Genomic DNA, 25190 nt, shown 5'->3' on the forward strand with positions numbered 1-25190 from the left:
GGTGCAGGAGCGGCCCGTCGCCTCAGGTCAGGGACGCCAGGCGCTCCACGGTTTCAGGGTACTTCTCGACCAGGCGGATCAGCGTGGTGGCCTGGGCATTGGGCCTGGCCCGCCCCTGTTCCCAGTTTTCCAGGGTCCGGGTGTTGGTGCGCAGGTACAGGGCGAATACCGCCCGTGACAGCTTCAGCTGGGTTCGGATCGCCACCAGCTCATCGGCGCTGATCGGTTGCAGCTTGTTCAACTGGATCTTGTGGGTACGCAGGGTGACCTTCCCCTGGCGTTCATCGGCCAGGGCATCGAAGCCCTCGACCAGCTCTGCAAAGATGTCACGCTTCATGATGGTTTCTCGCCTCTATCTCTCGGTCCAGAAGCCGCTTCAGGGTTCCCTTCTGCTGCGGGCTCAAATCGTCCTGCTGGTCTTTGTCGTACAGGGTGAACAACCAGAACTGGGAACCTTGCGGCCACTTGTAATAGATCACCCGGATGTCGCCCCGTTTACCTTTGTGTCGCTTCATGTCCACACAACGGACCTTGCGCAGTCCGCCGGTGCCCTGGATGACCTCACCCGCTTCGGGGTTGTGCAGCAAGGCGAGCTGGAAACATCGGAACGCCTCGTCGCCCAGGTAGGCTCTGCGATGACGTTCGAAGGGAGGCAGTTCGATAAACAGAGCATTCATTATTTGTACGCTACTCACGTATAGAGTTAAAGAGAGAATGTGTGTCTGCTCTTCACCCTAGTTGAGTCCTGACAGCCTCTTTGTGGGACTTTTCCTGCGTATTTGCAGTGTTGAGCGGCGATGTTTGTCAGGGGAGGGACGTTGCTCGCGATTGATGTTTTTCCTGTCACTCGCCGCCGAGCAGCTGCACGATCAGCCAGGCGTTCGCCGCACCGATCACCACGAACAGGCCCCAGGCGAGCCCCTTGGTGTACCAGCGATTCACGAACTCGCCCATCAGGCGTTCATCGCCGGTCATGCGGATCAACGGGTAGAGGGCAAAGGGCAGTTGCAGGCTCAGCACCACCTGGCTCAGCACCAGCAGCTTGCCCACCGCCCCTTCGCCCATCAGCCAGACCCCGGCAAAGGCCGGGATCAGCGCCAGGCCTCGGGTGATCAGGCGGCGCTGCCAGCAGGGGATCTTCAGGTTCAGGTAGCCTTCCATGATCACCTGGCCGGCGATAGTGCCGGTAAAGGTCGAGCTCTGCCCGGACGCCAGCAGGGCGATGCCGAACAAGGTGCTGGCGAAGGCGCCGCCCACCAGCGGGTCGAGCAGGTGATAGGCGTCCTGGATCTCCACCACCTCGGTATGCCCGCTCTGGTGGAAGGCCGCCGCGGCGAGGATCAGGATCGCCGCATTGACCAGCAACGCCAGGCCCAGGGAGCCGAGGGTATCGATGCGTGCCAGGCGCACGGCGTCCTGGCGGCTGGCCTGGTCCGTGCCGATCAGTCGGGTCTGCACCACCGAGGTGTGCAGGTACAGGTTATGGGGCATGACCGTGGCCCCGAGAATGCCGATGGCCAGGTACAGCGGCGCGGCTTCGCCCAGGGCCGAGAGGGATGGCTTGAAACCCTGGAACACCTGCGGCCAGTAAGGCTTGATCAGCACCAGCTCGATGAAAAAGCACACGCCGATGGTTGCCACCAGCACCAGCATGATCGCCTCCAGGCGCCGGAAACCGCGGTTCTGCAGGGCCAGGATGAGCAAGGTGTCGAGTGCCGTCAGGGCAATGCCAAAGGTCAGCGAACAGCCCAGCAGCAGATGGAAGGCCAGGGCGCAGCCGAGGACTTCGGCCAGGTCCGTGGCGATGATCGAGACCTCCGCCAGCAACCACTGCAGCTTGGCCGAGCGCGGGCTGTAGCGCTCCCGGCAGAGCTGCGCCAGGTCCCGTCCGGTGGCGATCCCCAGGCGCGAGCAAAGGCACTGCACCGCCATGCCGGCGAGGCTGGCGAGCAACACCACGAACAGCAGGCTGTAGCCGAAACGCGAGCCGGCCTCGATGGCCGTGGCCCAGTTGCCCGGGTCCATGTAGCCGATGGAAATCAGCAAGCCGGGGCCGGCGAAGCGCAGGACGCGCTTGAAGAACGGCGCCCCGCTATCGACTGCAATCGAGCCGTTCACTTCAGAAGGGCAGAAGGGGGCGGTGGCAACTTTCGGCAGGCTGAATTTCACACGGCGATCCAGGGCGACAGGCGAGGGGGTTCCAGATTAGACGTTTGCCGCGCTCGTCCCAAGCTATCGGGGCGATTGAATCTGCCTTGTCTTGAGTCCAGCCCCCGTGAAGCTTGGCCCGGCGCGGACGGGCTTACTGTTCCGGCGGGGTGGATGGCGCCGGGTCAGCGCCGTAGTGCCGGCCCAGTTCGACACGGTTTTCCTCGACCCAGCCGCTGAAGTCGTCACCGTCCTTGGCGATGTACATGACCTGGGCCCAGCCGTCCTCGGTGCTGGCATACACCGTGAGGCTGTCGCCGGGAACGACGAAAACCTTTTTGGTGATACAGGCGCTGTTGGGGGCGCTGTGAAAGTACGCCCGACCCTTGCCGATGACCTTGCCTTCGACGGGCGGGCGGTAGCTGCCGGCTTCGGCATTGGCCTTTTCATGCAGGGCGGCGCAATCGACGGGGGCTTCGCCCGCTTGGGCCAGGGGCGAGAGGCTCAGCAGCAGGCAGGCAAAGGGCAGCAGGCGGGCGGTGCGTTCCATGCGGGAGGTGTCCATCAAGGGTATGGGAAGCGGCTGATCATAACGTATCGGTCCGTGGCCATCAGCCGGGAAGGGCCACCGGCGTGAGCACCGGCTTGCCGGAAAAATACGCCAGCAGATTCTCGACCATCAGCGTCACCGTGGCTTCGGAAGCCTCCGGCGACAGGCCGGCGACGTGGGGTGTCAGCACGACGTTGGCCAAGCCCTTGAGCACATCCGGCACGTTGGGTTCGTCGTCGAACACATCCAGCGCCGCGCCGGCGAGGCGACCTTGCTGGAGCGCGTCCACCAGGTCATCGGTCGCCACCACGCTGGCGCGTGCAATGTTGACCAGGAAGCCTTGCGGGCCCAGGGCTTCAAGGGCCTGGCGGTCGATCAGGGCGTGGGTGCCGGCACCGCCCGGCGTGGCGACGATCAGGAAGTCCGAGGCCAGCGCCAGTTCGGTGACCGTCGCGCAATAGCGGTAATCGACATCCGTGCGCGGCCGCCGGTTGTGATAGCTCACCGTCATGCCGAACCCCAGGGCCGCCCGCTGGGCAATCGCCAGGCCCACGGCACCCATGCCGAGGATACCCAGGCGCTTGCCGCCCAGGGACGGACGCGTCAGCTTGCGCCACTCGCCACGGCGTACCGAGGCATCGGCCCGGGGAATATCCCGGACCAGCGACAACAGCAGGGCCATGGCATGATCGGCCACGGGCGAGGCGTTGGCACCGGCGCCGTTGGTCACGACGATGCCGCGTTGCGCCGCGGCGTGCAGGTCGACTTTTTCATAGCCGGCGCCGAGCACGCAGATGATCTCGAGCTTGGGCAGGGCGGCCATTTCGTCGGCGAACAGCCCCAGCGGGCCGCGTGTCAGCACGACGTTGATGCGCTCGCCATGGGTGGCGATGGCCTCGGCGCGCAGGGCTTCGGTTGGCGCCAGGATCAGTTCGAAGCCGTGCTTCTGGAGGATCGGCAAGTAGTCGTTGACGGTTTCCACGAGTACCAGCACCACGTTGCTCATGTGTTTCTCCGGGCCGTATCAATAAGGAATGACCGGCCAGGTATCGCCCTGCCGGTCATTGCACTCAATGGTCGGTGCTGCGGTGGATGAACTCAAGCATTTCTCGTGGATGGCCGTTTCGTCAGGGCCAGATGCGATCCTCCTTTGTGGGAGCCGGCTTGCTGGCGATGGCGGTCGTATAGTCGATGCAAGTCTTACGGGCCTCATCGCTGCGATGCGGCGTCCCGACAAGCCAGCTCCTACAGGGATCGGGTGTGCCGATATTGCCGGTTATCGAGCGCCGCCCAGGATCGATTTCGGCTCCAGGAACGCCTCCAGCCCGAAGGTCCCGTATTCCCGGCCGATGCCCGACTGCTTGAAGCCGCCGAAGGGCGCCGCCGGCTCGTGGGCCAGGGTGTTGATCAGCACGCGGCCGGCCTCGAGGCGGTCGGCGACCTGGCGGGCCCGCTCGGTATCGGCGGACAGCACATAGGCCTGCAGGCCATAGGGCGTGTCATTGGCGATGCGGATCGCTTCTTCCTGATCGCGGTAGCTGATGATCGACAGCACCGGACCGAAGATTTCCTCGCGGGCGATGGTCATGTCGTTGCTCACGCCACTGAATACCGTCGGCCGCACGAACCAGCCCTTGTCCACGCCCTGGGGCCGGCCTTCGCCGCCGACCAGCAGGCGCGCGCCGTCGTCGATACCGATGCGGATGTAGCGTTGCACCCGCTGCCATTGTTTTTCACTGACCATCGGCCCGATGCTGGTCCGGGGATCGTGGGGATCGCCGGCCGTGATGGTGTCGATAGCCTGGAGCACGGCGGCCTCGACCTCGGCCAGGCGCCCCTCCGGTACCAGTATCCGGGTGCCGGCGATGCACGCCTGGCCGTTGTTCATGAAGCCGGCTTGCAAGGCCAGGGGGATGGCCTGGCTAAGGTCGGCATCGTCGAGGATCACCACCGGCGATTTGCCGCCCAGTTCCAGGGTGACGCGCTTGAGTGTCTCGGCGGCGCTGCGCAGGATGCTCTTGCCCACCGGGGTGGAGCCGGTGAAGGAGATTTTCGCGATATCCGGATGGCTGCTGATAGTGGCGCCGACGGTTTCACCGCGACCGGTGACGATATTGAACAGCCCCGGCGGCAGGTCGGCCGCGTGCAGGGCCTCGGTGACGATACGGGTCTGGATCGCGCTCATTTCGCTGGGCTTGATCACGGCGGTGCAACCGGCGGCCAGGGCGGCGGCCAGCTTGCCGCAGATAAAGCCGGCGTCGTTGTTCCAGGGGGTGATCAGGCCAGCCACGCCGAGGGGCTGCATGATCACCTCGGCGGTTCCGGCACGGCGGGTGAAATCGTAGTGTTCGAGGACCTTCGCCGCGTCCAGCAACACGCTGGCGGCATGCTGGGCCATCCAGCGCGAGCGGGAGGCGGGGGCACCATATTCCTCGATCAGGGCGTCGTTGAGCTGGTCTTCCCGAGCGGCCATGGCCGCATGCATGCGCCGCAACATGGCCAGGCGTTCGGCCTTGGTGGTGCGGGAGAACGCCGGGAAGGCTGCCTTGGCGGCGGCAATCGCGTCGCGGGCATCCTGTTCGTCCGCCAGGCGCACCTGGCCGATGACCTGGCCGGTCGCCGGGTTGAACAGGTCGAACAGTTCCTGGCCGTGGGGGCTGACAAAGGCGCCATTGATATAGATCTGGTCGATGCGTTGCATGGTTGCTCCGAGGCGTGTGTCTGTGGTGCCAGTCAGGATAAGCGGCTAGGATTGACCTGATAAGCCGGATAAAACGGCATGGGTTAGTGAGTGATTCGGGATAATGCGCACATCAGGCCTGACAGAGTTGGAAGCGGTGCTGGCCGTGGCCCGGCATCGCAGTTTTCGTGCGGCGGCCACCGAACTGGATGTCTCGACATCGGCGTTGAGCCATGCGGTGTCGGCGCTGGAGGCGCGCATCGGTGCCCGCCTGTTCAATCGCACCACCCGCAGCGTGGCGCTGTCCGAGGCCGGGGCGCAGTTTGTCGAGAGCATCGCGCCGGCGCTGTCGAGCATTCGCGAGGCGATGGAACAGGCGGGCAACTACGGCGATGTGCCGACGGGCACCTTGCGCATCAATAGCGCCGTGGGCGCGGTGAAGCAGGCGATGCCGTTGTTCCTGGAATACATGCGGCGTTATCCGGACATGAAGGTGGATATCGTCACCGAGGGCAAGTTGATCGATATCGTCCTCGAGGGTTTCGATGCCGGAATTCGCCTGACCGAAAGCGTGCCCCAGGACATGATCGCCATTCCCCTAGGGCTGCCGTTGCGGCTGCTGGTGCTGGGCAGCCCGGAGTATTTTTCCCGACATCCGGTGCCGCAGACGCCCATGGACCTGCTGAACCACCGCTGCATTCGCCTGCGTCTGCCCAGCGGGCGGATCTATCACTGGGAATTCGAGCGCCATGGCGAGTCCTACGAGATCGATGTACCGGGCGTGTTGACCCTGGATGAGTCGACACTGATGCTGGAAGCGGCACGGGCCGGGTTGGGGCTGGCGTATGGCTCGCAATGGAGCGCCGCCGCCGATCTGGCGGCGGGGACCTTGGTGCCGGTGCTGGAGGAGTGGACGCCGCCTTACGGCGGTCTGTCACTGTATTACCCGGGGCGCCGACATGTGCCGGCGGGGTTGCGGGCATTGATCGAGTTGATTCGCGAGCGCAGCGGGCAGGGGCTTTAGAGCTGCCTTGCCCACGAAGAGGCCATCAGGATCAATGCGCCTCCCCGGCCTTGATCCCTGGTGGCAGCGCCTTGGTCAACAGCACCGACAACATGCTGATCGCCAGCGCGATCCCGACAAGATGGAAGGCGTCGTTATAGGCCATTATCGACGCCTGCTGATGGGTGATTTCGCTCAGCTTGCCCAGCGCCGCGCCGTCGCTGCCCAGCTTGTCCGCGAGTAGCGCCAGGCGTTCGGCCACCTGCGGATTGCCGGGCACCACCGCCTCGCGCAAATAGTCGAAATACACCTTGGTCCGCGCATCCAGCAGGGTGGCGAGCAGGGCGATGCCGATGGCCCCGCCGAGGTTGCGCAGGATGTTGAACAGGCTCGACGCCGACCCCGCGTCCTCGGGCTGGATATAGGCGGTGGCGATCAGCGAGATGGTCACCATGATCAGCGGCTGGCCCAGGGCGCGGATGATCTGGATCTGGTTGAACTGCTGGCCGGCGAAATCCGGGTTGAGCACCCCGGAGGAAAAACTCGCCAGGCCGAACAGGCCGAAACCCAGGGTGCAGAGCATCTTCGGCGAGACGAACTTCATCAGCTTGGGCACCAGCGGAATCAGGAACAGCTGCGGTACCCCCATCCACATGATCACTTCGCCGATCTGCAGGGCGTTGTAGTTCTGGATCTGCGCCAGGTACAGCGGCAGCAGGTAGATCGAGCCATACAGGCCCACGCCCATGCCCAGGCTGGCAATGCTGGAAAGGCCGAAGTTGCGATTCTGCAGGATGCGCAGGTTGATCAACGGATGGGGCTTGGACAGTTGCAGGATCACGAAGGTGATCAGGCTCAGCAGGGCGATGCTGCCCAGCGTCACGATCAGGTCCGACTCCAGCCAGTCCTTGCGATGGCCTTCCTCGAGGAACACCTGCAGGCAACCCAGGCCAATGCCGAGGCTGACGATCCCTGCGTAGTCGGTGCTCTTGAGCAGTTCCCAGTGGGCCTCTTTCTTTTCCAGGCCGTAGAGCAGGCCGCCGATCATGACCAGGCCGGGCGGGATGTTGATGTAGAAAATGTACTGCCAGCCCCAGTTCTCCGTGAGCCAGCCGCCGATGGTCGGGCCGATGGACGGGGCGAAGGTGGCGGTCATGGCGAACATGGCCATGCCCTTGGCGCGGTGGTGCTCCGGCAGCTTGATCAGGGTCAGGGTGAACGCCAGGGGGATCAGCGCGCCGCCGGTGAAGCCCTGCATCGCGCGGAACACGATCATGCTTTCCAGGCTCCAGGCCATGGAGCAGAGCAGCGATGAGACGAGGAAGCCCAGCGAAACCCAGACCGCCAACCGCCGCGCCGAGAGCAATTGCACCAGCCAGGCGGTCAGGGGAATCATGATGATTTCCGCCACCAGGTAGGAGGTGGAAATCCACGAGCCTTCTTCCAGGGTCGCCGACAGGGCGCCCTGGATGTCCTTGAGCGAGGAGTTGGTGATCTGGATATCGAGCACCGCCATGAAGGCGCCGAGCATCACGCTCATCACCGCGATCCAGTCCCGGCGGGTCGGTTCGCCCACCGGTCGGATCAGTTGATCACCGGCCATGCTGGGTGTCGCGCAGATCGACCTTGACGGTGACCGACATGCCCGGGCGGATCTTGCCCTGCAACGGGTTGTCGGCGGCAAAGGTCAGCTTGACCGGAATGCGTTGCACCACCTTGGTGAAGTTGCCGGTGGCGTTGTCCGGCGGCAGCAGGCTGAATTGCGCGCCGGAGGCGGCGAACAGGCTCTCGACCTTGCCCTGGATCGGCGTGTCCCCATAGGCATCGAAGGTCAGGGTTGCGCTCTGGCCCTGCTGCATGTGGCCGATCTGGGTTTCCTTGAAGTTGGCCTGGACCCAGATGTCCTGGTCCGGGACGATGGACAGCAGGTAGGCGCCGGCCTGTACATACTGGCCGTTGCGCGCCGCGCGCTGGCCGACCAGGCCGCTGATGGGCGCGTGGATTTCGCTGCGGGTCAGGTTCAGTTCGGCCTGGGCCAGGTCGGCGCGGGCATTGGCGATCTGCGCATCGAGGCGCTTGAGTTCGGCACTCAGGGCGCTGACCTGCTGGCGCTGGCCTTGCAGGTCGGCCTGGGCCTTGGCCACTTGCGAGCGGGCGATATGGTTGTCGGCGGAGAGCGTGGTGACCCGTTCCTCGGAGACGTAGCCGGGCTTGCGTAGCGCCTGCGCGCGGTTCAGGTCGAGCTGCGAACGGCCGAGGCTGGCCTGGCTGGAGGTCACCTGGGCGTCGGCGGCGGCGATCAGACTGGCTTGCTGGGTCAACTTGCTCTGGGCTTGCAGGCGTTCGGCTTCGCGGCTGGCGAGGGCGGCATTGGCGCGGTCGACGGCGAGCTGGAAGTCGGCACCCTCGAGGCGGACCAGCAACTGACCCTTTTCCACGTGCTGGTTGTCCGCCACCAGCACCTCGTCGATGCGTGCGCCCAGTTGGCTGGAGACCCGGGTGATCTCGCCCTGGACATAGGCGTTATCGGTGCTTTCATAAAAGCGTCCCCAGAAGAACCACTGGGCGAAAAAGCCCAGGGCGACCAGCAGGACCAGAAACAGGAAAATGAACAGTCGACGCTTGAGTTGAGCAGGCATGGGCGGTAACACATCAATGTGTAAGTGAATTTTACGGCAGATGAATCTGGCACAGCAGGGGTAATGGGTAAATGCCGGTCGCGGAGAAAGCCCGGCTTTCGCGGCCCGGAGCCATTTTTAGACCGAAGCTTGGCTTATATGCCCTCTGCCGGACGCCCTGCGCTGGAGCCCGGACGGCCGTGCCTGTTACCATTCGCCCCTTGTTTTTATTCGACTGTTTTATCTCGACAATGAGACCGCCCATGACCACCGTTCGCACGCGCATCGCGCCATCGCCCACCGGCGATCCCCACGTCGGCACCGCCTACATCGCCCTGTTCAACTACTGCTTCGCCAAGCAGCACGGCGGTGAGTTCATCCTGCGCATCGAAGACACCGATCAGTTGCGTTCGACCCGCGAATCCGAACAGCAGATTTTCGATGCCCTGAACTGGCTGGGTATCACCTGGGCCGAAGGCCCGGATGTCGGCGGCCCCCACGGTCCGTACCGGCAGAGCGAGCGCAGCGAGATCTACAAGCAGTACACCCAGCAACTGGTGGACATGGGCCACGCCTTCCCGTGTTTCTGCACCGCCGAAGAGCTGGACCAGATGCGTGCCGAACAGATGGCCCGCGGCGAGACCCCGCGCTATGACGGTCGCGCGCTGCTGCTGTCGAAGGAAGAAGTGGCCCGCCGCCTGGCGGCCGGCGAACCCCATGTGATCCGCATGAAGGTGCCGAGCGAAGGCGTCTGCGTGGTGCCGGACATGCTGCGTGGCGATGTCGAGATCCCGTGGGACCGCATGGACATGCAGGTGCTGATGAAGACCGATGGCCTGCCGACCTACTTCCTGGCCAACGTGGTCGACGACCACCTGATGGGCATCACTCACGTGCTGCGTGGCGAAGAATGGCTGCCGTCGGCACCGAAGCTGATCCTGCTCTACGAATACTTCGGCTGGGAAAAGCCGCAGCTGTGCTACATGCCGCTGCTGCGCAACCCGGACAAGAGCAAGCTGTCCAAGCGCAAGAACCCGACCTCGGTGACCTTCTACGAGCGCATGGGCTTCATGCCCGAGGCGATGCTCAACTACCTGGGGCGCATGGGCTGGTCCATGCCCGACGAGCGCGAGAAGTTCTCCCTGGAGGAAATGGTCGAGCACTTCGACCTGTCGCGCATCTCGCTGGGCGGGCCGATCTTCGACATCGAGAAGCTGTCCTGGCTCAACGGCCAGTGGCTGCGCGACCTGCCGCTGGAAGAGTTCGCCGCGCGGCTGCAGAAGTGGGCGTTCAATCCCGAGTACCTGATGAAGATCGCGCCGCTGGTCCAGGGGCGTGTGGAGACCTTCAGCCAGGTCGCGCCGCTGGCGAACTTCTTCTTTGCCGGTGGCTTGCCGCTGGATGCCAAGCTGTTCGAGCACAAGAAGCTCTCGGCCGATGACGTACGCAAGCTGATGCAGTTGCTCCTGTGGAAGCTGGAAAGCCTGCGCCAGTGGGAAAAGGACAGCATCACCGCGACCATCCAGGCGGTGGTCGACGCCCTGGAGTTGAAGCTGCGCGATGCCATGCCGCTGATGTTCGCCGCGATTACCGGGCAGGCCAGTTCGGTGTCGGTGCTCGATGCCATGGAAATCCTCGGACCGGACCTCACGCGTTTCCGTCTGCGCCAGGCCCTGGATTTGCTCGGTGGTGTGTCGAAGAAAGAAAACAAGGAATGGGAAAAGCTGCTGGGCACGATTGCCTGAGGCTTTCCTGTTTCCGTGGGCATGTGTGGGAGCGGCGCTTGCCGGGACACCGTCCGAGCCAGGTTCCGCTCCCACAAGACCGCGTGTTCTTTGGATCTGCTGTTTGTGCAAGGATGGGGTTTCATCCCCGGTTTTACCGGGGCAGGGTGGTAAGTGGTTGTTATGCCGACAAAAAATTTTCAAAATTTTTGAAAATAAGTTTGACAGCCTCCCGATACGCCCTTAAGATTCGCCCCGTCCTCACCGATGAGGGGCTATAGCTCAGCTGGGAGAGCGCTTGCATGGCATGCAAGAGGTCGACGGTTCGATCCCGTCTAGCTCCACCAATTTACACTTCAAGGTCTGGCCACACCGGCCTTGAAGCGATCAACACTCAGCGTTGATCATGTTGTTAGAAGGGTTTGCGTCCCCTTCGTCTAGTGGCCTAGGACACCGCCCTTTCACGGCGGTAACAGGGGTTCGAGTCCCCTAGGGGACGCCACGATTGCCCGCTCTGCGGGATTTTATAAGGGTCATTCAATTATTGAATGACCCTTTTGTTTGTCTGGCGTTTGGCCCTTGGCCCCTGTCATCCATTCTTCGATACCCATTCTTCGAGCTGCATGCTTTGATACCCAGGGCTCGGACCAGCGGTCAAAATAAAACCTTGCGGAAAAATATTATGCGAATAATATTTTCTGTATAGATGTCTGGAGGTGGCAATGAACGACAAGAAAGCGCAAACCCGTGAGCGCATCCTGCAGGCGGCCAGCAACGCCCTGATCCAGCGCGGCCCGGTCGAGCCGAGCGTGAGTGAGGTGATGGGGGCCGCCGGCTTGACCGTGGGCGGTTTCTACGCGCACTTCGAGAGCAAGGACGCGCTGATGCTGGAGGCGTTCAAGCAGTTGCTCGCCTTGCGTCGGGCCAAGATGGGCGAGGTCGACAGCGAGTTGCCGGGGGAGGAGCGGCGCGCCTTGTTCGCCGCGTTCTATCTGTCGCGCAAGCACCGTGACGCGGTCCAGCAGGCCTGTCCGATCCCGTCCATCGTCGGGGAGATGTGCAACCTGCCGGAGCCTTTTCGCCAAGCCTTGAACGAGCATGTGGAACTGATGGTTGCGCAGATGGTGGCCAGTCCCGAGGACACCGATAAAGCCCTGGCCGATATCGCCCTGATGGTCGGCGGCCTGGCCGTGGCCCGGGCGCTGGGCCCGGGCGAGTTGTCCGATCGGCTCTTGCGTGCCGCCAAAACGGCGGTGATCTGAGGGATGTTCCGTTACACTGCCCCGGTCTTTGATTTGACCGGGAGCGGTACATGAGCTGGGATCTGGCGACACCCTTCATCCTCGATCTGCAGGTGGCCGACGAGGACATCGATGGCCTCGGGCACGCCAACAATGCGGTGTATGTCACCTGGCTCGAGCGTTGCGCCTGGCGCCACTCGCAGCGCCTGGGCCTGGACCTCACCGAATATCGGCGCCTGGATCGGGCCATGGCGGTGGTTCGCCACGAGATCGACTACCTGGCCGCCGCCTACGAAGGTGACGAGCTGCAGTTGGCGACCTGGATCGTCGACTGGGACCAGCGCCTGAAAATGACCCGGCGCTTCCAGCTGATCCGCCCCAGCGACAACCTGACCCTGTTGCGCGCGCAAACCACCTTTGTCTGTATCGAGCTGTCCAGCGGCAAGCCCAAGCGCATGCCGGAGGAGTTCCTCGACGGTTACGGGCCTGCCGTGCAGTCGGTCTGAGGGCGTACCGGTTTTGTCCGGAACCCCGTAAACTGCTGCACTTTTTCAATGGTCGCGGTTTTTTGCCGACCGTTTTTTCGATGAGAGTACCCATGCAAATTGCCCTGGCACCCATGGAGGGGTTGGTCGACAACATCCTGCGTGATGTGCTGACCCGCGTCGGCGGTATCGACTGGTGTGTCACCGAGTTCATCCGGATCAATGACTCCCTGCTGACGCCAGCCTACTACCACAAGTTCGCCCCTGAACTGCTGACCGACGCCCGCACGGCGGCCGGTGTGCCGCTGCGGGTGCAACTGCTGGGTTCCGATCCGGTGTGCCTGGCGGAAAACGCGGCGCTGGCCTGCGAGTTGGGCTCGCAGGTCATCGACCTGAATTTCGGTTGCCCGGCCAAGACCGTGAACAAGTCCCGGGGCGGGGCGGTGTTGCTCAAGGAGCCGGAGTTGCTCAACGCCATTGTCGAGCAGGTGCGGCGCGCGGTGCCGGCGCATATCCCGGTGACGGCCAAGATGCGCCTGGGTTTCGACAGCCCGGACGGTGCGCTGGTCTGTGGTACGGCCTTGGCCGAAGGCGGCGCGTCACAGATCGTCGTGCACGCCCGGACCAAGGTCGACGGCTACAAGCCGCCGGCCCATTGGGAGTGGGTGGCGCGGGTGCAGGACGTGGTCAAGGTGCCGGTGTTCGCCAATGGCGATATCTGGTCCGTGGAGGACTGGCGGCGCTGTCGCGAGGTCAGCGGCGCCGAGGACATCATGCTCGGTCGCGGCCTGGTGTCGCGCCCGGACCTGGCCCGGCAGATCGCGGCGGCGCGGGCGGGCGAAGCCGTGGTGGAAATGACCTGGGCCGAGCTGCAACCGTTGATCCGCGACTTCTGGGCGCAAGCGGTGGCGCAGCTTACGCCACGCCAGGCCCCTGGCCGCTTGAAGCAGTGGCTGGCGATGTTGACGCGCAATTATCCCGAAGCGGTGGAGCTGTTCTCCATCATGCGCCGCGAGACCGATTGCGAGGCGGTCGGTCGCCTGCTGAATGCACCGCTGCCAGAAGCCGCCTGAAAAATTTCACGGCAATCTCTTGAAATGCGTGGGTGAGTTCCTATCTAGGGAATACGCGATGCCGAATTCGGGTCGCGGATCAAACTACTCGCTGAATTTCAGGAGATTGACATGACTAACGCATTTTCGCTGGCTCCGCTGTTCCGTTCTTCCGTCGGCTTCGATCGTTTCAACGATCTGTTCGAAACCGCACTGCGCAATGAGCCGGGCAGCAGCTATCCCCCCTACAACGTTGAAAAGCATGGCGACGACCAGTACCGCATCGTCGTGGCCGCGGCCGGTTTCCAGGAAGAAGACCTGGAACTGCAGGTCGAGAAGGGCGTATTGACCGTCAGTGGCGGCAAACGTGAACCCAAGACTGAAAACGTCAGCTACCTGCACCAGGGCATTGCCCAGCGGGCCTTCAAGCTGTCCTTCCGCCTGGCTGACCATATCGAGGTCAAGGCCGCGGGCCTGAGCAACGGCCTGTTGAATATCGACCTGCTGCGGGTCGTGCCGGAAGAAGCGAAAGCCAAGCGCATCCCGATCAATGGGGCGCAGAAACCGGCCTTGCAGCACTAAGCGCAAGCCCGCCAGAAAGAACCCCGCCTTGGCGGGGTTTTTCGTTTACGCGATGGCAAGGTTTGTGTGGCGGTTCAGATCAGGAGTTTTTTGAACTCGTCCAAAGGCAATGGCCGGCTGTGCAGGTAACCCTGGTACAGATGGCAGCCCAGGCCTTCCAGGAACACCAGTTGCTCCGGCAACTCCACCCCCTCGGCAATCACCGTCAACCCCAGGCTGCGGGCCATGGCGACGATGGCGCGGATGATTTCCGCGTCGTTGGGGTCATGGGTCGCGTCGCGCACGAACGACTGGTCGATCTTCAAGGCATCCACCGGCAGGCGCTTGAGGTAGGTCAACGACGAATAGCCGGTGCCGAAATCGTCCATGGCGAAACTGACGCCGAGCTTGTTCAGGCGCCGCATCTTGCTGATGGTGTCCTCCAGGTTCTGGATCACGATGCCTTCGGTGATTTCCAGTTTCAGCATCGAGGAGGGGACGTTGTAGCGGGCCAGCGTGTGCTCCACCCGTTCGACGAAGTCGGCCTGGCGGAACTGCCGGGGGCTGATGTTCACGCAGAGGCTGAAGGTGTGGTTGATCAGGCCGTCGCCCAGCAGTATGCCGAAGGCCTCGCAGGCATGGTCGAGAATCCAGGTGCCGACCTCCAGGATCAGCCCGCTGTCCTCCAGGACCTTGATGAATTCGGTCGGCGATTGCGCGCCGAGCTCCGGGTGGTGCCAGCGCACCAGGGCTTCGGCCCCGATGATGCTGTTGTCCCGGGCGTCCACCTGGGGCTGGAAATGCACGCTGAACTCGCCCCGGGAAAGGGCCTGGCGCAGGTCGTTTTCCATGCGCAGGCGTTCGCTGGCGGCTTTCTGCATGGTGCTGTGGAACAACTGGGTGATATTGCGCCCGGAATCCTTGGCTCGATACAGCGCGATATCGGCGCGCTTGAGCAGGTCGGCGGGGGTCGTGCCGTGGTCGGGAATCAGCGCCACGCCGATGCTCGGGGTCACTTGCAGGCGCTGGCCGTCGAGGAACATGGGTTCGGCCAGCAGCTCGCGAATGGTGTCCGCCAGTTCGCGGACCTTGTTCGTGACCTCGTTGCGTGAACCGCTCAGGCCGCTGAGCAGCACCACGAACTCGTCGCCGCCCAGGCGCGCCACGGTGTCCTCGGCGCGCACGCTGGCTTCCAGGCGGGCGGTCACCACCTTGAGCACGGTGTCGCCCACCGGGTGGCCGAGGGAGTCGTTGATGTGCTTGAAGTGGTCCAGGTCGAGGAACAACAAGGCACCGCGCAGGTTGTGGCGCTTGAGCAGGGCGATCTGCTGGCTCAGGCGGTCCATCAGCAGGGCGCGATTGGGCAGGTTGGTCAGCGGGTCGTGATAGGCCAGGTGGCGGATCTGCGCCTGGGCGTTCTTCAGCTGGCTGATGTCCCGGGCGGTGAGCAGCAGGCACGCGGTTTCATTGAGGATGATGGGTTCCACCGAGACTTCGACGGTGAGCACATCGCCGCGTTTGTTGCGCCCGAGCATGTCGCGGTGCGGGACATGGCCTTTTTCCTTCAACTCCGCCAGCAGCGCGGTGCGCTGCTTGTGGTCGGCCCAGACGCCGATTTCATACACCGTGCGCCCGATGACTTCACCGCTGGTGTAGCCGGTCAACCGGCAGAAGCCGTCATTGACCTCCAGGTAGCGCCCGCTGTCGCGCTCGGTGATGGTGATGGCATCGGGGCTGGAGTGGAACGCCTTGGCGAATTTTTCCTCGCTGGCCTTGAGCGCCGCCTCGGAGCGCTGTTGCTGGGTGATGTCGCGCAGGGTGGTGACGATGCAGGGCTGGTCCTCGACCACGATCTGCCGGCTGGCGATCACGCAGGTCAAGGCATGGCCGCGCTTGTGGTGAACGATGACCGCGACGTTGTTCAGGGCCTGGTCGCGGATGACCTGTTGAATACGCTGCAGGCGCTTGGCCGAGTCGTCCCACAGGCCGATCTGCTCGGCGCTGCGGTTGCGTACTTCGTCGATGCTCCAGCCGAACACCTGGGTGAAGGCCGGGTTGATTTCGATGAATTGTCCGGTTTCGTGGCGGGTCACGCAGATGGGGTCGGGACTGGCCTGGAACAGGCTGGCGAATTTCTCTTCCGAGGCTATCAGGCGCTGTTCGCGCTCCACCTGTTCGGTGATATCCAGCAGGGTGCCGGCCATGCGCAACGGGTTGCCCTGTTCGTCGCGGTAGAGGCGGGCACGGCTTTCCAGGTAGCGTGAGGTGCCGTTTTCCAACTGGACCCGATAGGTCAACTGATAGGCCCCTTCCGGACCTTCGCGCAGGCTGCGGTAGGCATGGCGCATGCTTTCGCGCTCGCTGGCGGGCACACCGTCGAAAAAGGCGTCGAAGGACTCATGGAACGGCTGCGGCTCCAGGCCGTGCAGTTGCGCGGCCCGCGCCGAGCCGTAGAGCATGCCGCTGGGGATATGCCAGTCCCAGGTGCCCAGTTGCGCCGAGTCCAGGGCCAGGTCAAGGCGTTCCTGGCTGTCCTTGAGGGCCAGCTCGGCATTTTTGCGTTCGGTGGTGTCGAGAAAGGTGCTCAGCAGATAGGCCTGGCCTTCCAGTTCGACCCGCTGGGCACTGAGGATGCCCACGCGGATCTGTCCGTTGCTGGCCCGCAGGCGGACCTCCTGGGTGACCGACTCGCCCTTGGGCCCCAGCGTTTCGATCAGTCGCCGGCGTTCCTCTGGGTCGACCCAGAGGCCCAGTTCCAGGGTGGTGCGTCCGATGACCTGGAGGACCGGCCAGCCGAACAGGTTTTCGAAGTATTGATTGGCCTCGCTGATCAGGCCGTCCTCCTCGCGGGTCAACAGCACCATGTTGGGGGAGAGGTGAAACAGGGTGGCGAAGCGTTTTTCCGAACTGCTGAGGGCATGTTCGCGCTGGCGCTGGTGGGTGATCTCGCGGATGACCCCGATCATCCGGGGCTTGCCATGCTTGTCCGGCAACAGGCTGCCATTGATTTCCAGCCAGTGCAGGCTGCCATCGGGCCAGCGGATGCGGTGATGCATGGCCTGTTCGAGGGGCTCGCCTTGCAGCACTGAGTGAAAGGCCCGCAAGGTCCGCGCGCGGTCCTCGATCGGCAGCAGGTCCAGGTAGTCGATGTCCTTGGGCAGTGGCTGGTGGGGATCGAAGCCGAACAATGCCTGGGTGCCACGGGACCAGCTGACCTGCCCGCTCTCGATATCCCAGCACCAGGCCCCGAGGCGCGCGCCATTGAGGGCGGCCAGCAGTTGCGAGGCGCTTTCCCAGCTCTGTTCCGACACGTGGGGGTCGAGTGCGTTGATCCGCGGCAGGGGTGGAATACGGCGGGCGTGCTTGGGCATTTACAGCTGTCCTTGGGATGAAAGGGACGTTTTGCCGCAAAAAGCTGTTTGGAATAAAGCAGGCTTGGCTTATGCCGTCAATCTCTGCATATCGCTCTGTGCATCCAGTAAAGCCATGAAAGCCCGCGCGGCATTCGACAGTGTCCGTTCGGTATGCAGGATATAGCCTAGCTGGCGAGTCAGCTGTATGCCCGGTAAAGGAATGCGGGCCACCTGATCATCGAGCATGGTGCGGGGCAGGACGCTCCAGGCCAGGCCGATGGAGACCATCATCTTGATGGTTTCCAGGTAGTTGGTGCTCATGGCGATGTTCGGCGTCAGGCCCTGGGCTTCGAACAGGCGCTGGACGATATGGTGGGTAAAGGTATTGCCGCCGGGGAACACCGCTGGATGATGGGCGATGTCCTTGAGGCTGACCGGGCCGTGGCTGACCAGCGGATGTTCGAGGGCAACGACGAAATCCAGCGGGTCGTCCCACACCGGCACGGCGCGCACCAGGCCGTGGGGCTCTGGCGCCAGGGTGATCACCGCCAGTTCGGCGCGCCCGTGGAGGATTTCCTCGTAGGCGACTTCCGAATCGAGGAACTGGATATCCAGCGCCACCTGCGGATAGCGCCGGGTAAAGGCGCGCAGCAGCGGAGGCAGGCGGTGCAGGCCGATGTGATGGCTGGTGGCCAGGGTCAGGCGCCCGCTGACTTCGCCGGTGAGGTTGGTCAGCGCCCGGCGGGTGTCATCCAGCACATTGAGAATCTGGTAGGCGCGCGGCAGCAGGGCCCGGCCGGCCTCGGTCAGGCTTATCTCGCGGCCCAGGCGGTCGAACAGGCGGACATTGAGTTGCTGCTCAAGGCCGGCGATGCGTTTGCTGATCGCCGGCTGCGTCAGGTGCAGGCGTTCCCCGGCGCCGGAAAAGCTGCCGGTCTCGGCGATGGCGATAAAGGCGTTGAGGTTGGCCAGGTCCATGTTCTGTATTCCGGATGGTTATCCAAAGCATAAAAAATATGAATTTGAGTTATTCACTCTAACCCCATAGCATCGACCTCACAAGCCAAAGGGTTATTGAGAACTGAGAGCTGAGAACAGTCATCAATAAACCGCGGCATAGAAACAAGTTGATGAGGAAACGTCTGATGGCCGGCAAAACGCTTTACGACAAGCTCTGGGATTCTCATGAGGTGAAACGGCGCGACGATGGGTCGTCGCTGATCTATATCGACCGTCACATCATCCATGAAGTGACTTCGCCCCAGGCTTTCGAAGGCCTGCGCCTGGCCGGGCGCAAGCCTTGGCGTGTCGACTCGATCATCGCCACCCCGGACCACAACGTGCCGACCACCCCTGAGCGCAAGGGCGGGATCGCGGCCATTGTCGACCAGGTGTCGCGTTTGCAGGTCCAGACCCTCGACGATTATTGCGATGAATATGGCATCACCGAATTCAAGATGAATGACGTGCGTCAAGGCATCGTGCACGTGATCGGCCCGGAGCAGGGCGCGACCTTGCCGGGCATGACCGTGGTCTGCGGTGACTCCCATACCTCGACCCATGGCGCCTTCGGTGCCCTGGCCCACGGTATCGGCACCTCCGAGGTCGAGCACGTGTTCGCCACCCAGTGCCTGGTGGCCAAGAAGATGAAGAACATGCTGGTGCGGGTCGAGGGTACCTTGCCGTTCGGCGTGACCGCCAAGGACATCGTCCTCGCCGTGATCGGCAAGATCGGCACCGCCGGCGGCAACGGCCATGCCATCGAGTTCGCCGGCAGTGCGATTCGCGACCTGTCCGTCGAAGGCCGCATGACCATCTGCAACATGTCTATCGAAGCCGGTGCCCGCGTTGGCCTGGTGGCGGCCGATGAAAAGACCGTGGCCTACGTCAAGGACCGTCCTTTCGCGCCGAAAGGCGCGGAGTGGGACCTGGCCGTCGAAGCCTGGAAAGACCTGGTGTCCGATGCCGACGCGGTGTTCGACACCGTGGTCGAGCTCGATGCCGCGCAGATCAAGCCGCAGGTCAGCTGGGGCACCTCGCCGGAAATGGTCCTGGCGGTTGACCAGAATGTGCCGGACCCGGCCCGCGAGCCGGATCTGGTCAAGCGCGGCTCCATCGAGCGGGCCTTGAAGTACATGGGGCTGACCGCCAACCAGGCGATCACCGACATCCAGCTGGACCGTGTCTTCATCGGTTCCTGCACCAACTCGCGGATCGAGGACCTGCGTGCGGCGGCGGCGATCGCCAAGGGCCGCAAGGTGGCCTCGACCATCAAGCAGGCCCTGGTCGTGCCGGGTTCGGGCCTGGTGAAAGCCCAGGCCGAAGCCGAAGGCCTGGACAAGATCTTCCTCGAGGCCGGTTTCGAATGGCGCGAGCCGGGCTGCTCGATGTGCCTGGCGATGAACCCGGACCGCCTGGAAAGCGGCGAGCACTGTGCCTCGACGTCCAACCGTAACTTCGAAGGGCGGCAGGGTGCCGGCGGTCGTACGCACCTGGTGAGCCCGGCCATGGCCGCCGCCGCCGCCGTGAGCGGTCGTTTTGTCGACGTTCGTGAATTGATCTGAGGAACGCAGCATGAAAGCCTTTACCCAGCACACCGGTCTTGTCGCGCCTCTGGATCGCGCCAACGTCGACACCGACCAGATCATTCCCAAGCAGTTCCTGAAGTCGATCAAGCGCACTGGCTTCGGCCCCAACCTGTTCGACGAGTGGCGCTACCTGGACGTGGGTTATGCCTACCAGGACAACTCCAAGCGTCCGTTGAACAAGGATTTCGTGTTGAACGCCGAGCGCTACCAGGGCGCCAGCGTATTGCTCGCCCGGGAGAACTTCGGTTGCGGTTCCAGCCGTGAGCATGCGCCGTGGGCCCTGGATGAATACGGCTTCCGCAGCATCATCGCGCCCAGCTACGCCGACATCTTCTTCAACAACAGCTTCAAGAACGGCCTGTTGCCGATCATCCTCAGCGACAGCGAAGTCGACGAGCTGTTCCAGCAGGTCGAGGCCACGCCGGGTTACCAGTTGACGGTCGACCTGCAAGCGCAGACCGTGACCCGTCCGGACGGCAAGGTCTACCACTTCGAAGTCGATGCGTTCCGCAAGCATTGCCTGCTCAACGGCCTGGACGATATCGGCCTGACCCTGCAGGATGGCGACGCGATTGCGGCGTTCGAAGCCAAGCATCGGGCCAGCCAGCCCTGGTTGTTTCGCGACGCCTGACCTGGCACGGACTGGACTTGAAATACGTACCTTGTAGGAGCCGGCTTGCTGGCGATGAGGCCAGTAAGTCTTGCATCGCCTGATCGGCCGCTATCGTCGGAACGCCGCCCGCAGCAAGCCGGCTCCCACAGGGTTGTGGTGCTTTTGATTTCCCCGCTATCCAGAGGATGGTTTCATGACCAGCAACGCCCATAGCCAAGTGGTACAGAAGCAGTTCGGCGAACAGGCCAGCGCCTACCTGAGCAGCGCCGTGCACGCCCAGGGCGCCGAATTCGCTCTGCTCCAGGCCGAGCTGGCCGGCCATGCCGGTGCCCGGGTCCTGGACCTGGGCTGCGGTGCCGGCCACGTGAGTTTTCATGTGGCCCCGCTGGTCAGCAAGGTGGCGGCCTACGACCTCTCGCAGCAAATGCTCGATGTGGTCGCCGCCGCCGCGGCGGAGCGCGGCCTGAGCAATATCGCCACGGTGTGCGGCGCGGCCGAGAGCCTGCCGTTCGCCGACGCCGAGTTCGACTTCGTTTTCAGCCGCTACTCGGCGCATCATTGGAGCGATCTGGGGCAGGCGCTGCGGGAAGTGCGGCGGGTACTCAAGCCCGGTGGCGTGGCGGCGTTCATCGACGTCATGTCCCCCGGCAGTCCGTTGCTCGACACCTACCTGCAAAGTGTCGAGGTGCTGCGCGACACCAGCCATGTCCGCGATTATTCGGCGGGCGAGTGGTTGCGCCAGGTCAGCGAGGCCGGGCTGCACGTGCGCAGCACCCAGCGTCAGCGCCTGCGCCTGGAGTTCGGCTCCTGGGTCGAGCGCATGCGCACCCCGCAACCGTTGCGGGTGGCGATTCGCGACCTGCAGCAGGCGATGGGCGCGGAAGTGCGAGAATATTTCGAGATCGAGGCCGATGGTTCGTTCAGTACCGATGTACTGGTGCTGTGGGCCGAGCGATAGACTTTTTCCAGGCGCGGCCGTGACCACGGACGCGCCGACAGATGACATGAGGAAAGCATGAGCAAGCAGATTCTGATTCTTCCAGGCGACGGTATCGGTCCGGAAATCATGGCCGAAGCGGTCAAGGTGCTGGAGCTGGCCAACGAGAAGTACAGCCTCGGTTTCGAGCTGAGCCACGACGTGATCGGCGGCGCGGCCATCGACAAGCACGGCGTACCCCTGGCCGACGAGACCCTGGACCGCGCCCGCGCTGCCGATGCCGTGCTGCTGGGCGCCGTCGGCGGGCCGAAGTGGGACAAAATCGAGCGGGATATCCGCCCGGAGCGCGGCCTGCTGAAAATCCGCGCGCAACTGGGCCTGTTCGGCAACCTGCGTCCGGCGATTCTCTACCCGCAATTGGCCGACGCTTCGAGCCTGAAGCCGGAAATCGTCTCCGGCCTGGATATCCTGATCGTCCGTGAGCTGACCGGCGGTATCTATTTCGGCGCGCCACGCGGCACCCGCGAGCTGGATAATGGCGAGCGCCAGTCCTACGACACCCTGCCGTACAGCGAAAGCGAGATCCGCCGCATTGCCCGGGTCGGCTTCGACATGGCGCGGGTGCGCGGCAAGAAGCTCTGCTCAGTGGACAAGGCCAACGTCCTGGTGTCCAGCCAGTTGTGGCGTGAAGTGGTGGAGCAGGTTGCCCTGGATTACCCGGACATCGAGCTGAGCCACATGTACGTCGACAACGCCGCCATGCAACTGGTGCGCGCGCCGAAGCAGTTCGACGTGATCGTCACCGACAACATGTTCGGCGACATCCTGTCCGACGAAGCGTCGATGCTCACCGGCTCCATCGGCATGCTGCCGTCGGCGTCCCTGGATTCCCACAACAAAGGCATGTACGAGCCGTGCCACGGCTCTGCGCCGGACATTGCCGGGCAGGGCATCGCCAACCCGCTGGCGACCATCCTGTCGGTGTCGATGATGCTGCGCTACAGCTTCAATCTGCACGACGCGGCGCAGGCGATCGAGACCGCGGTGAGCCGCGTGCTGGACCAGGGCCTGCGCACGGGAGACATCTGGTCGGCCGGTTGCACCAAAGTCGGTACGCAGGAAATGGGCGACGCAGTAGTCGCCGCGCTGCGGAATCTGTAATCTCTCGGGCCCACCACCTCTTTCATCCCTGGAGGCGGTGACCCACTTTTGTAAAAGGTGTAGTTGCGATGAAACGTGTAGGTCTGATCGGTTGGCGCGGTATGGTCGGTTCCGTGCTCATGCAGCGGATGCTGGAAGAGCAGGACTTCGACCTGATTGAGCCGGTGTTTTTCACCACCTCCAATGTCGGCGGCCAAGGCCCGTCCGTGGGCAAGGACATTGCTCCGCTGAAGGATGCCTACAGCATTGAAGAGCTCAAGACCCTCGACGTGATCCTGACCTGCCAGGGTGGCGACTACACCAGCGAGGTCTTCCCCAAGCTGCGCGAAGCCGGCTGGCAGGGCTACTGGATCGACGCGGCGTCCAGCCTGCGCATGCAGGACGATGCGGTGATCATCCTCGACCCGGTGAACCGCAAGGTCATCGACCAGCAGCTGGATGCTGGCACCAAGAACTACATCGGCGGCAACTGCACCGTCAGCCTGATGCTGATGGGCCTGGGTGGCCTGTTCGAGGCCGGCCTGGTGGAGTGGATGAGCGCCATGACCTACCAGGCGGCGTCCGGTGCCGGCGCGCAGAACATGCGTGAGCTGATCAAGCAGATGGGCGCGACCCATGCGTCGGTCGCCGATGAACTGGCCAATCCGGCCAGCGCCATCCTCGACATCGACCGCAAGGTGGCCGAAGTCATGCGCAGCGATGCCTACCCGACCGAGAACTTCGGCGTGCCGCTGGCTGGCAGCCTGATCCCGTGGATCGACAAGGAACTGCCGAACGGCCAGAGCCGTGAAGAGTGGAAGGCCCAGGCCGAGACCAACAAGATCCTCGGTCGCTTCAAGAGCCCGATTCCGGTGGACGGCATCTGCGTGCGCATCGGCGCCATGCGTTGCCACAGCCAGGCGCTGACCATCAAGCTGAACAAGGACGTGCCGATCGCCGATATCGAAGGGTTGATCAGCCAGCACAACCCTTGGGTCAAGCTGGTGCCGAACCAGCGTGAAATCAGCATTCAGGAGCTGAGCCCGACCAAGGTGACCGGTACCCTGAACATTCCGGTGGGGCGTCTGCGCAAGCTGAACATGGGCTCGCAGTTCCTCGGTGCCTTCACCGTGGGCGACCAGTTGCTGTGGGGCGCGGCCGAGCCGCTGCGGCGCATGCTGCGTATCCTGCTGGAACGCTGATTCGCTGAAGCCTTGAAAAACCCGCGTCTCGTCAGAGTCGCGGGTTTTTTTATGCGCCGATTGTCCGTAACCTCGGCGTGCAATTGCCTGACCGCCTGGTCACGGGTAAAGTGCCGCTCCCCCCGTTTTACCTGAGATCATCCCATGAGCCAGTCCCTTGATATTGCCGTGATCGGCGCCACCGGCACCGTCGGTGAGACCCTGGTACAGATCCTCGAAGAACGCGATTTTCCCATCGCCAACCTGCACCTGCTGGCCAGCAGCGAGTCGGCGGGGCACTCGGTGCCGTTCCGGGGCAAGAACGTGCGGGTGCGCGAAGTCGATGAATTCGACTTCGGCAAAGTCCAGCTGGTGTTTTTTGCCGCCGGTCCGGCCGTCACCCTCAGCTTTGCGCCGCGTGCCACGGCGGCGGGCTGCGCGATTATCGACCTGTCCGGCGCCTTGCCCGCACCCCACGTCGTGCCGGAGGCCAACGCCCCGGTGCTGAAGACGCTGGGCAAGCCGGTGCAGGTCAGCAGCCCGAGCGCCGCGGCCACGGCGCTGGCGGTGGTGCTGGCGCCGCTCAAGGGTCTGGACATCCAGCGGGTGAACCTGACGGCCTGTCTGGCGGTATCGAGCCAGGGCCGTGAGGCGGTGACCGAACTGGCCCGACAAACGGCGGAGTTGTTGAACGCCCGTCCGCTGGAGCCGCGCTTTTTTGATCGACAGATGGCATTCAACCTGCTGGCCCAGGTCGGCAAGCCGGACGCCGACGGGCATGGGGTACTGGAAAAGCGCCTGGTCAGCGAACTGCGTGAGCTGCTGGCAGCACCTTTGCTAAAAATTTCAGTGACTTGCATTCAAGCGCCAGTGTTTTTCGGCGATAGCTATAGTGTGTCTTTGCAAACCGCCGCCGAGGTTGACCTGGCGGCGGTGAACGCTACGCTGGAGGCGGCGCAGGGTATCGAGTTGGTGGAAACCGGTGATTATCCGACGGCCGTGGGTGACGCCGTGGGCCAGGATGTGGTTTATGTCGGGCGGGTGCGTGGCGGTGTTGACGACCCGTGCGAACTGAATCTGTGGCTGACAGCCGACAATGTCCGCAAGGGGGCGGCATTGAACGCGGTGCAGCTGGCAGAGCTGTTGATAAAAGACCTGCTGTAAAAGATACTTGGCGACAATTTGCAGAATGATTCTAGCCTGGCGCCATGCCCAGGCTGGTTGCTGGAGGTGAACCTGTCCTCGGGCATTTGCAAGGGCGTCGGCTGAAACCGCGCGCTACGGTCATGTTTTCAAAGGCGCGCACACTGCCACAA

Annotated in this window: 22 protein-coding genes and 2 tRNA genes; 14 read left to right on the top strand and 10 right to left on the bottom strand. The window is 63.4% G+C overall.

The window, feature by feature from the left end; all coding sequences use genetic code 11:
- Positions 1-22: 22 nt before the first annotated feature.
- From UCMB321_RS01565 to UCMB321_RS01590, 6 genes are all read right to left on the bottom strand, one after another.
- Positions 23-337, bottom strand: coding sequence for a helix-turn-helix domain-containing protein (locus tag UCMB321_RS01565; protein WP_040063330.1), 315 nt, complete (start codon positions 335-337; stop codon positions 23-25).
- Positions 327-677, bottom strand: a complete 351-nt coding sequence (locus tag UCMB321_RS01570; protein WP_040063332.1) for a hypothetical protein — start codon at positions 675-677, stop codon at positions 327-329. The genes UCMB321_RS01565 and UCMB321_RS01570 overlap by 11 nt, the downstream gene beginning before the upstream one ends.
- A gap of 166 nt (positions 678-843) precedes the next feature.
- Positions 844-2169, bottom strand: coding sequence for an Nramp family divalent metal transporter (locus UCMB321_RS01575; protein WP_040063337.1), 1326 nt, complete (start codon positions 2167-2169; stop codon positions 844-846).
- A 133-nt stretch (positions 2170-2302) separates the two neighbouring features.
- Positions 2303-2698, bottom strand: a complete 396-nt coding sequence (locus UCMB321_RS01580) for an SH3 domain-containing protein (protein WP_040063339.1) — start codon at positions 2696-2698, stop codon at positions 2303-2305.
- Between the two features lie 61 nt (positions 2699-2759).
- Positions 2760-3704 (bottom strand): 2-hydroxyacid dehydrogenase, encoded by a 945-nt coding sequence (locus tag UCMB321_RS01585; RefSeq protein WP_040063340.1) that lies wholly within the window; start codon positions 3702-3704, stop codon positions 2760-2762.
- A gap of 270 nt (positions 3705-3974) precedes the next feature.
- Entirely contained in the window at positions 3975-5399 is a 1425-nt protein-coding gene (locus UCMB321_RS01590; RefSeq protein ID WP_040063342.1) for an aldehyde dehydrogenase family protein, read from the bottom strand.
- Between the two features lie 103 nt (positions 5400-5502).
- Between UCMB321_RS01590 and UCMB321_RS01595 the strand changes: the two genes are divergently transcribed.
- The gene (locus UCMB321_RS01595) at positions 5503-6402 is read left to right on the top strand and encodes a LysR family transcriptional regulator (protein ID WP_040063343.1); all 900 of its coding nucleotides are present in this window, start codon (positions 5503-5505) and stop codon (positions 6400-6402) included.
- A 31-nt stretch (positions 6403-6433) separates the two neighbouring features.
- Here the strand turns inward: UCMB321_RS01595 and UCMB321_RS01600 are convergent, their stop codons facing one another.
- Entirely contained in the window at positions 6434-7984 is a 1551-nt protein-coding gene (locus UCMB321_RS01600; RefSeq protein ID WP_040063345.1) for an MDR family MFS transporter, read from the bottom strand.
- Complete coding sequence (locus UCMB321_RS01605; protein ID WP_040063346.1) at positions 7974-9020, bottom strand: HlyD family secretion protein; 1047 nt, start codon at positions 9018-9020, stop codon at positions 7974-7976. Before UCMB321_RS01605 ends, UCMB321_RS01600 begins: the two co-directional genes overlap by 11 nt.
- Before the next feature lie 242 nt (positions 9021-9262).
- Between UCMB321_RS01605 and gltX the strand changes: the two genes are divergently transcribed.
- The 7 genes from gltX (at position 9263) to UCMB321_RS01640 (ending at position 14083) form a co-directional block, all read left to right on the top strand.
- The gene (gene gltX / locus UCMB321_RS01610) at positions 9263-10744 is read left to right on the top strand and encodes a glutamate--tRNA ligase (RefSeq protein WP_040063347.1); all 1482 of its coding nucleotides are present in this window, start codon (positions 9263-9265) and stop codon (positions 10742-10744) included.
- 250 nt (positions 10745-10994) lie between these two features.
- Positions 10995-11070, top strand: a tRNA-Ala gene (locus UCMB321_RS01615).
- A 79-nt stretch (positions 11071-11149) separates the two neighbouring features.
- Positions 11150-11225 (top strand) — tRNA-Glu (locus UCMB321_RS01620).
- A 220-nt stretch (positions 11226-11445) separates the two neighbouring features.
- Complete coding sequence (locus UCMB321_RS01625) at positions 11446-11985, top strand: TetR/AcrR family transcriptional regulator (RefSeq protein ID WP_040063348.1); 540 nt, start codon at positions 11446-11448, stop codon at positions 11983-11985.
- A 50-nt stretch (positions 11986-12035) separates the two neighbouring features.
- The gene (locus UCMB321_RS01630) at positions 12036-12470 is read left to right on the top strand and encodes an acyl-CoA thioesterase (protein WP_040063349.1); all 435 of its coding nucleotides are present in this window, start codon (positions 12036-12038) and stop codon (positions 12468-12470) included.
- 92 nt (positions 12471-12562) lie between these two features.
- Entirely contained in the window at positions 12563-13522 is a 960-nt protein-coding gene (locus UCMB321_RS01635; protein WP_040063350.1) for a tRNA dihydrouridine synthase, read from the top strand.
- Positions 13523-13633: 111 nt separating this feature from the next.
- Positions 13634-14083, top strand: a complete 450-nt coding sequence (locus UCMB321_RS01640; RefSeq protein WP_040063351.1) for an Hsp20 family protein — start codon at positions 13634-13636, stop codon at positions 14081-14083.
- Positions 14084-14157: 74 nt separating this feature from the next.
- On the opposite strand, the gene UCMB321_RS01645 is transcribed toward UCMB321_RS01640, so the two are convergent.
- Together UCMB321_RS01645 and UCMB321_RS01650 are read right to left on the bottom strand one after the other, a co-directional pair.
- Entirely contained in the window at positions 14158-17433 is a 3276-nt protein-coding gene (locus UCMB321_RS01645) for a PAS domain S-box protein (protein WP_040063352.1), read from the bottom strand.
- Between the two features lie 69 nt (positions 17434-17502).
- Positions 17503-18393 carry a LysR family transcriptional regulator gene (locus UCMB321_RS01650; protein WP_040063353.1) on the bottom strand — a complete coding sequence of 297 codons (891 nt, stop codon included), beginning with the start codon at positions 18391-18393 and terminating at the stop codon, positions 17503-17505.
- A gap of 167 nt (positions 18394-18560) precedes the next feature.
- Between UCMB321_RS01650 and leuC the strand changes: the two genes are divergently transcribed.
- The 6 genes from leuC (at position 18561) to UCMB321_RS01680 (ending at position 25038) form a co-directional block, all read left to right on the top strand.
- Positions 18561-19979: a 3-isopropylmalate dehydratase large subunit gene (leuC, locus tag UCMB321_RS01655; protein WP_040063356.1), complete on the top strand. Its 1419-nt coding sequence runs from the start codon at positions 18561-18563 to the stop codon at positions 19977-19979.
- A 10-nt stretch (positions 19980-19989) separates the two neighbouring features.
- The gene (gene leuD, locus UCMB321_RS01660) at positions 19990-20634 is read left to right on the top strand and encodes a 3-isopropylmalate dehydratase small subunit (RefSeq protein ID WP_040063357.1); all 645 of its coding nucleotides are present in this window, start codon (positions 19990-19992) and stop codon (positions 20632-20634) included.
- Between the two features lie 175 nt (positions 20635-20809).
- Complete coding sequence (locus UCMB321_RS01665) at positions 20810-21574, top strand: class I SAM-dependent methyltransferase (protein WP_040063358.1); 765 nt, start codon at positions 20810-20812, stop codon at positions 21572-21574.
- Between the two features lie 57 nt (positions 21575-21631).
- Entirely contained in the window at positions 21632-22714 is a 1083-nt protein-coding gene (leuB, locus tag UCMB321_RS01670) for a 3-isopropylmalate dehydrogenase (protein WP_040063359.1), read from the top strand.
- Positions 22715-22782: 68 nt separating this feature from the next.
- Positions 22783-23895, top strand: a complete 1113-nt coding sequence (asd, locus tag UCMB321_RS01675) for an aspartate-semialdehyde dehydrogenase (protein WP_040063360.1) — start codon at positions 22783-22785, stop codon at positions 23893-23895.
- A gap of 144 nt (positions 23896-24039) precedes the next feature.
- A complete protein-coding gene (locus UCMB321_RS01680; protein ID WP_040063361.1) occupies positions 24040-25038 on the top strand; it encodes an aspartate-semialdehyde dehydrogenase in 999 nt (332 codons plus the stop codon).
- Positions 25039-25190: the final 152 nt, after the last annotated feature.

This window comes from Pseudomonas batumici (assembly GCF_000820515.1).
In the GTDB taxonomy this organism is placed as follows: domain Bacteria; phylum Pseudomonadota; class Gammaproteobacteria; order Pseudomonadales; family Pseudomonadaceae; genus Aquipseudomonas; species Aquipseudomonas batumici.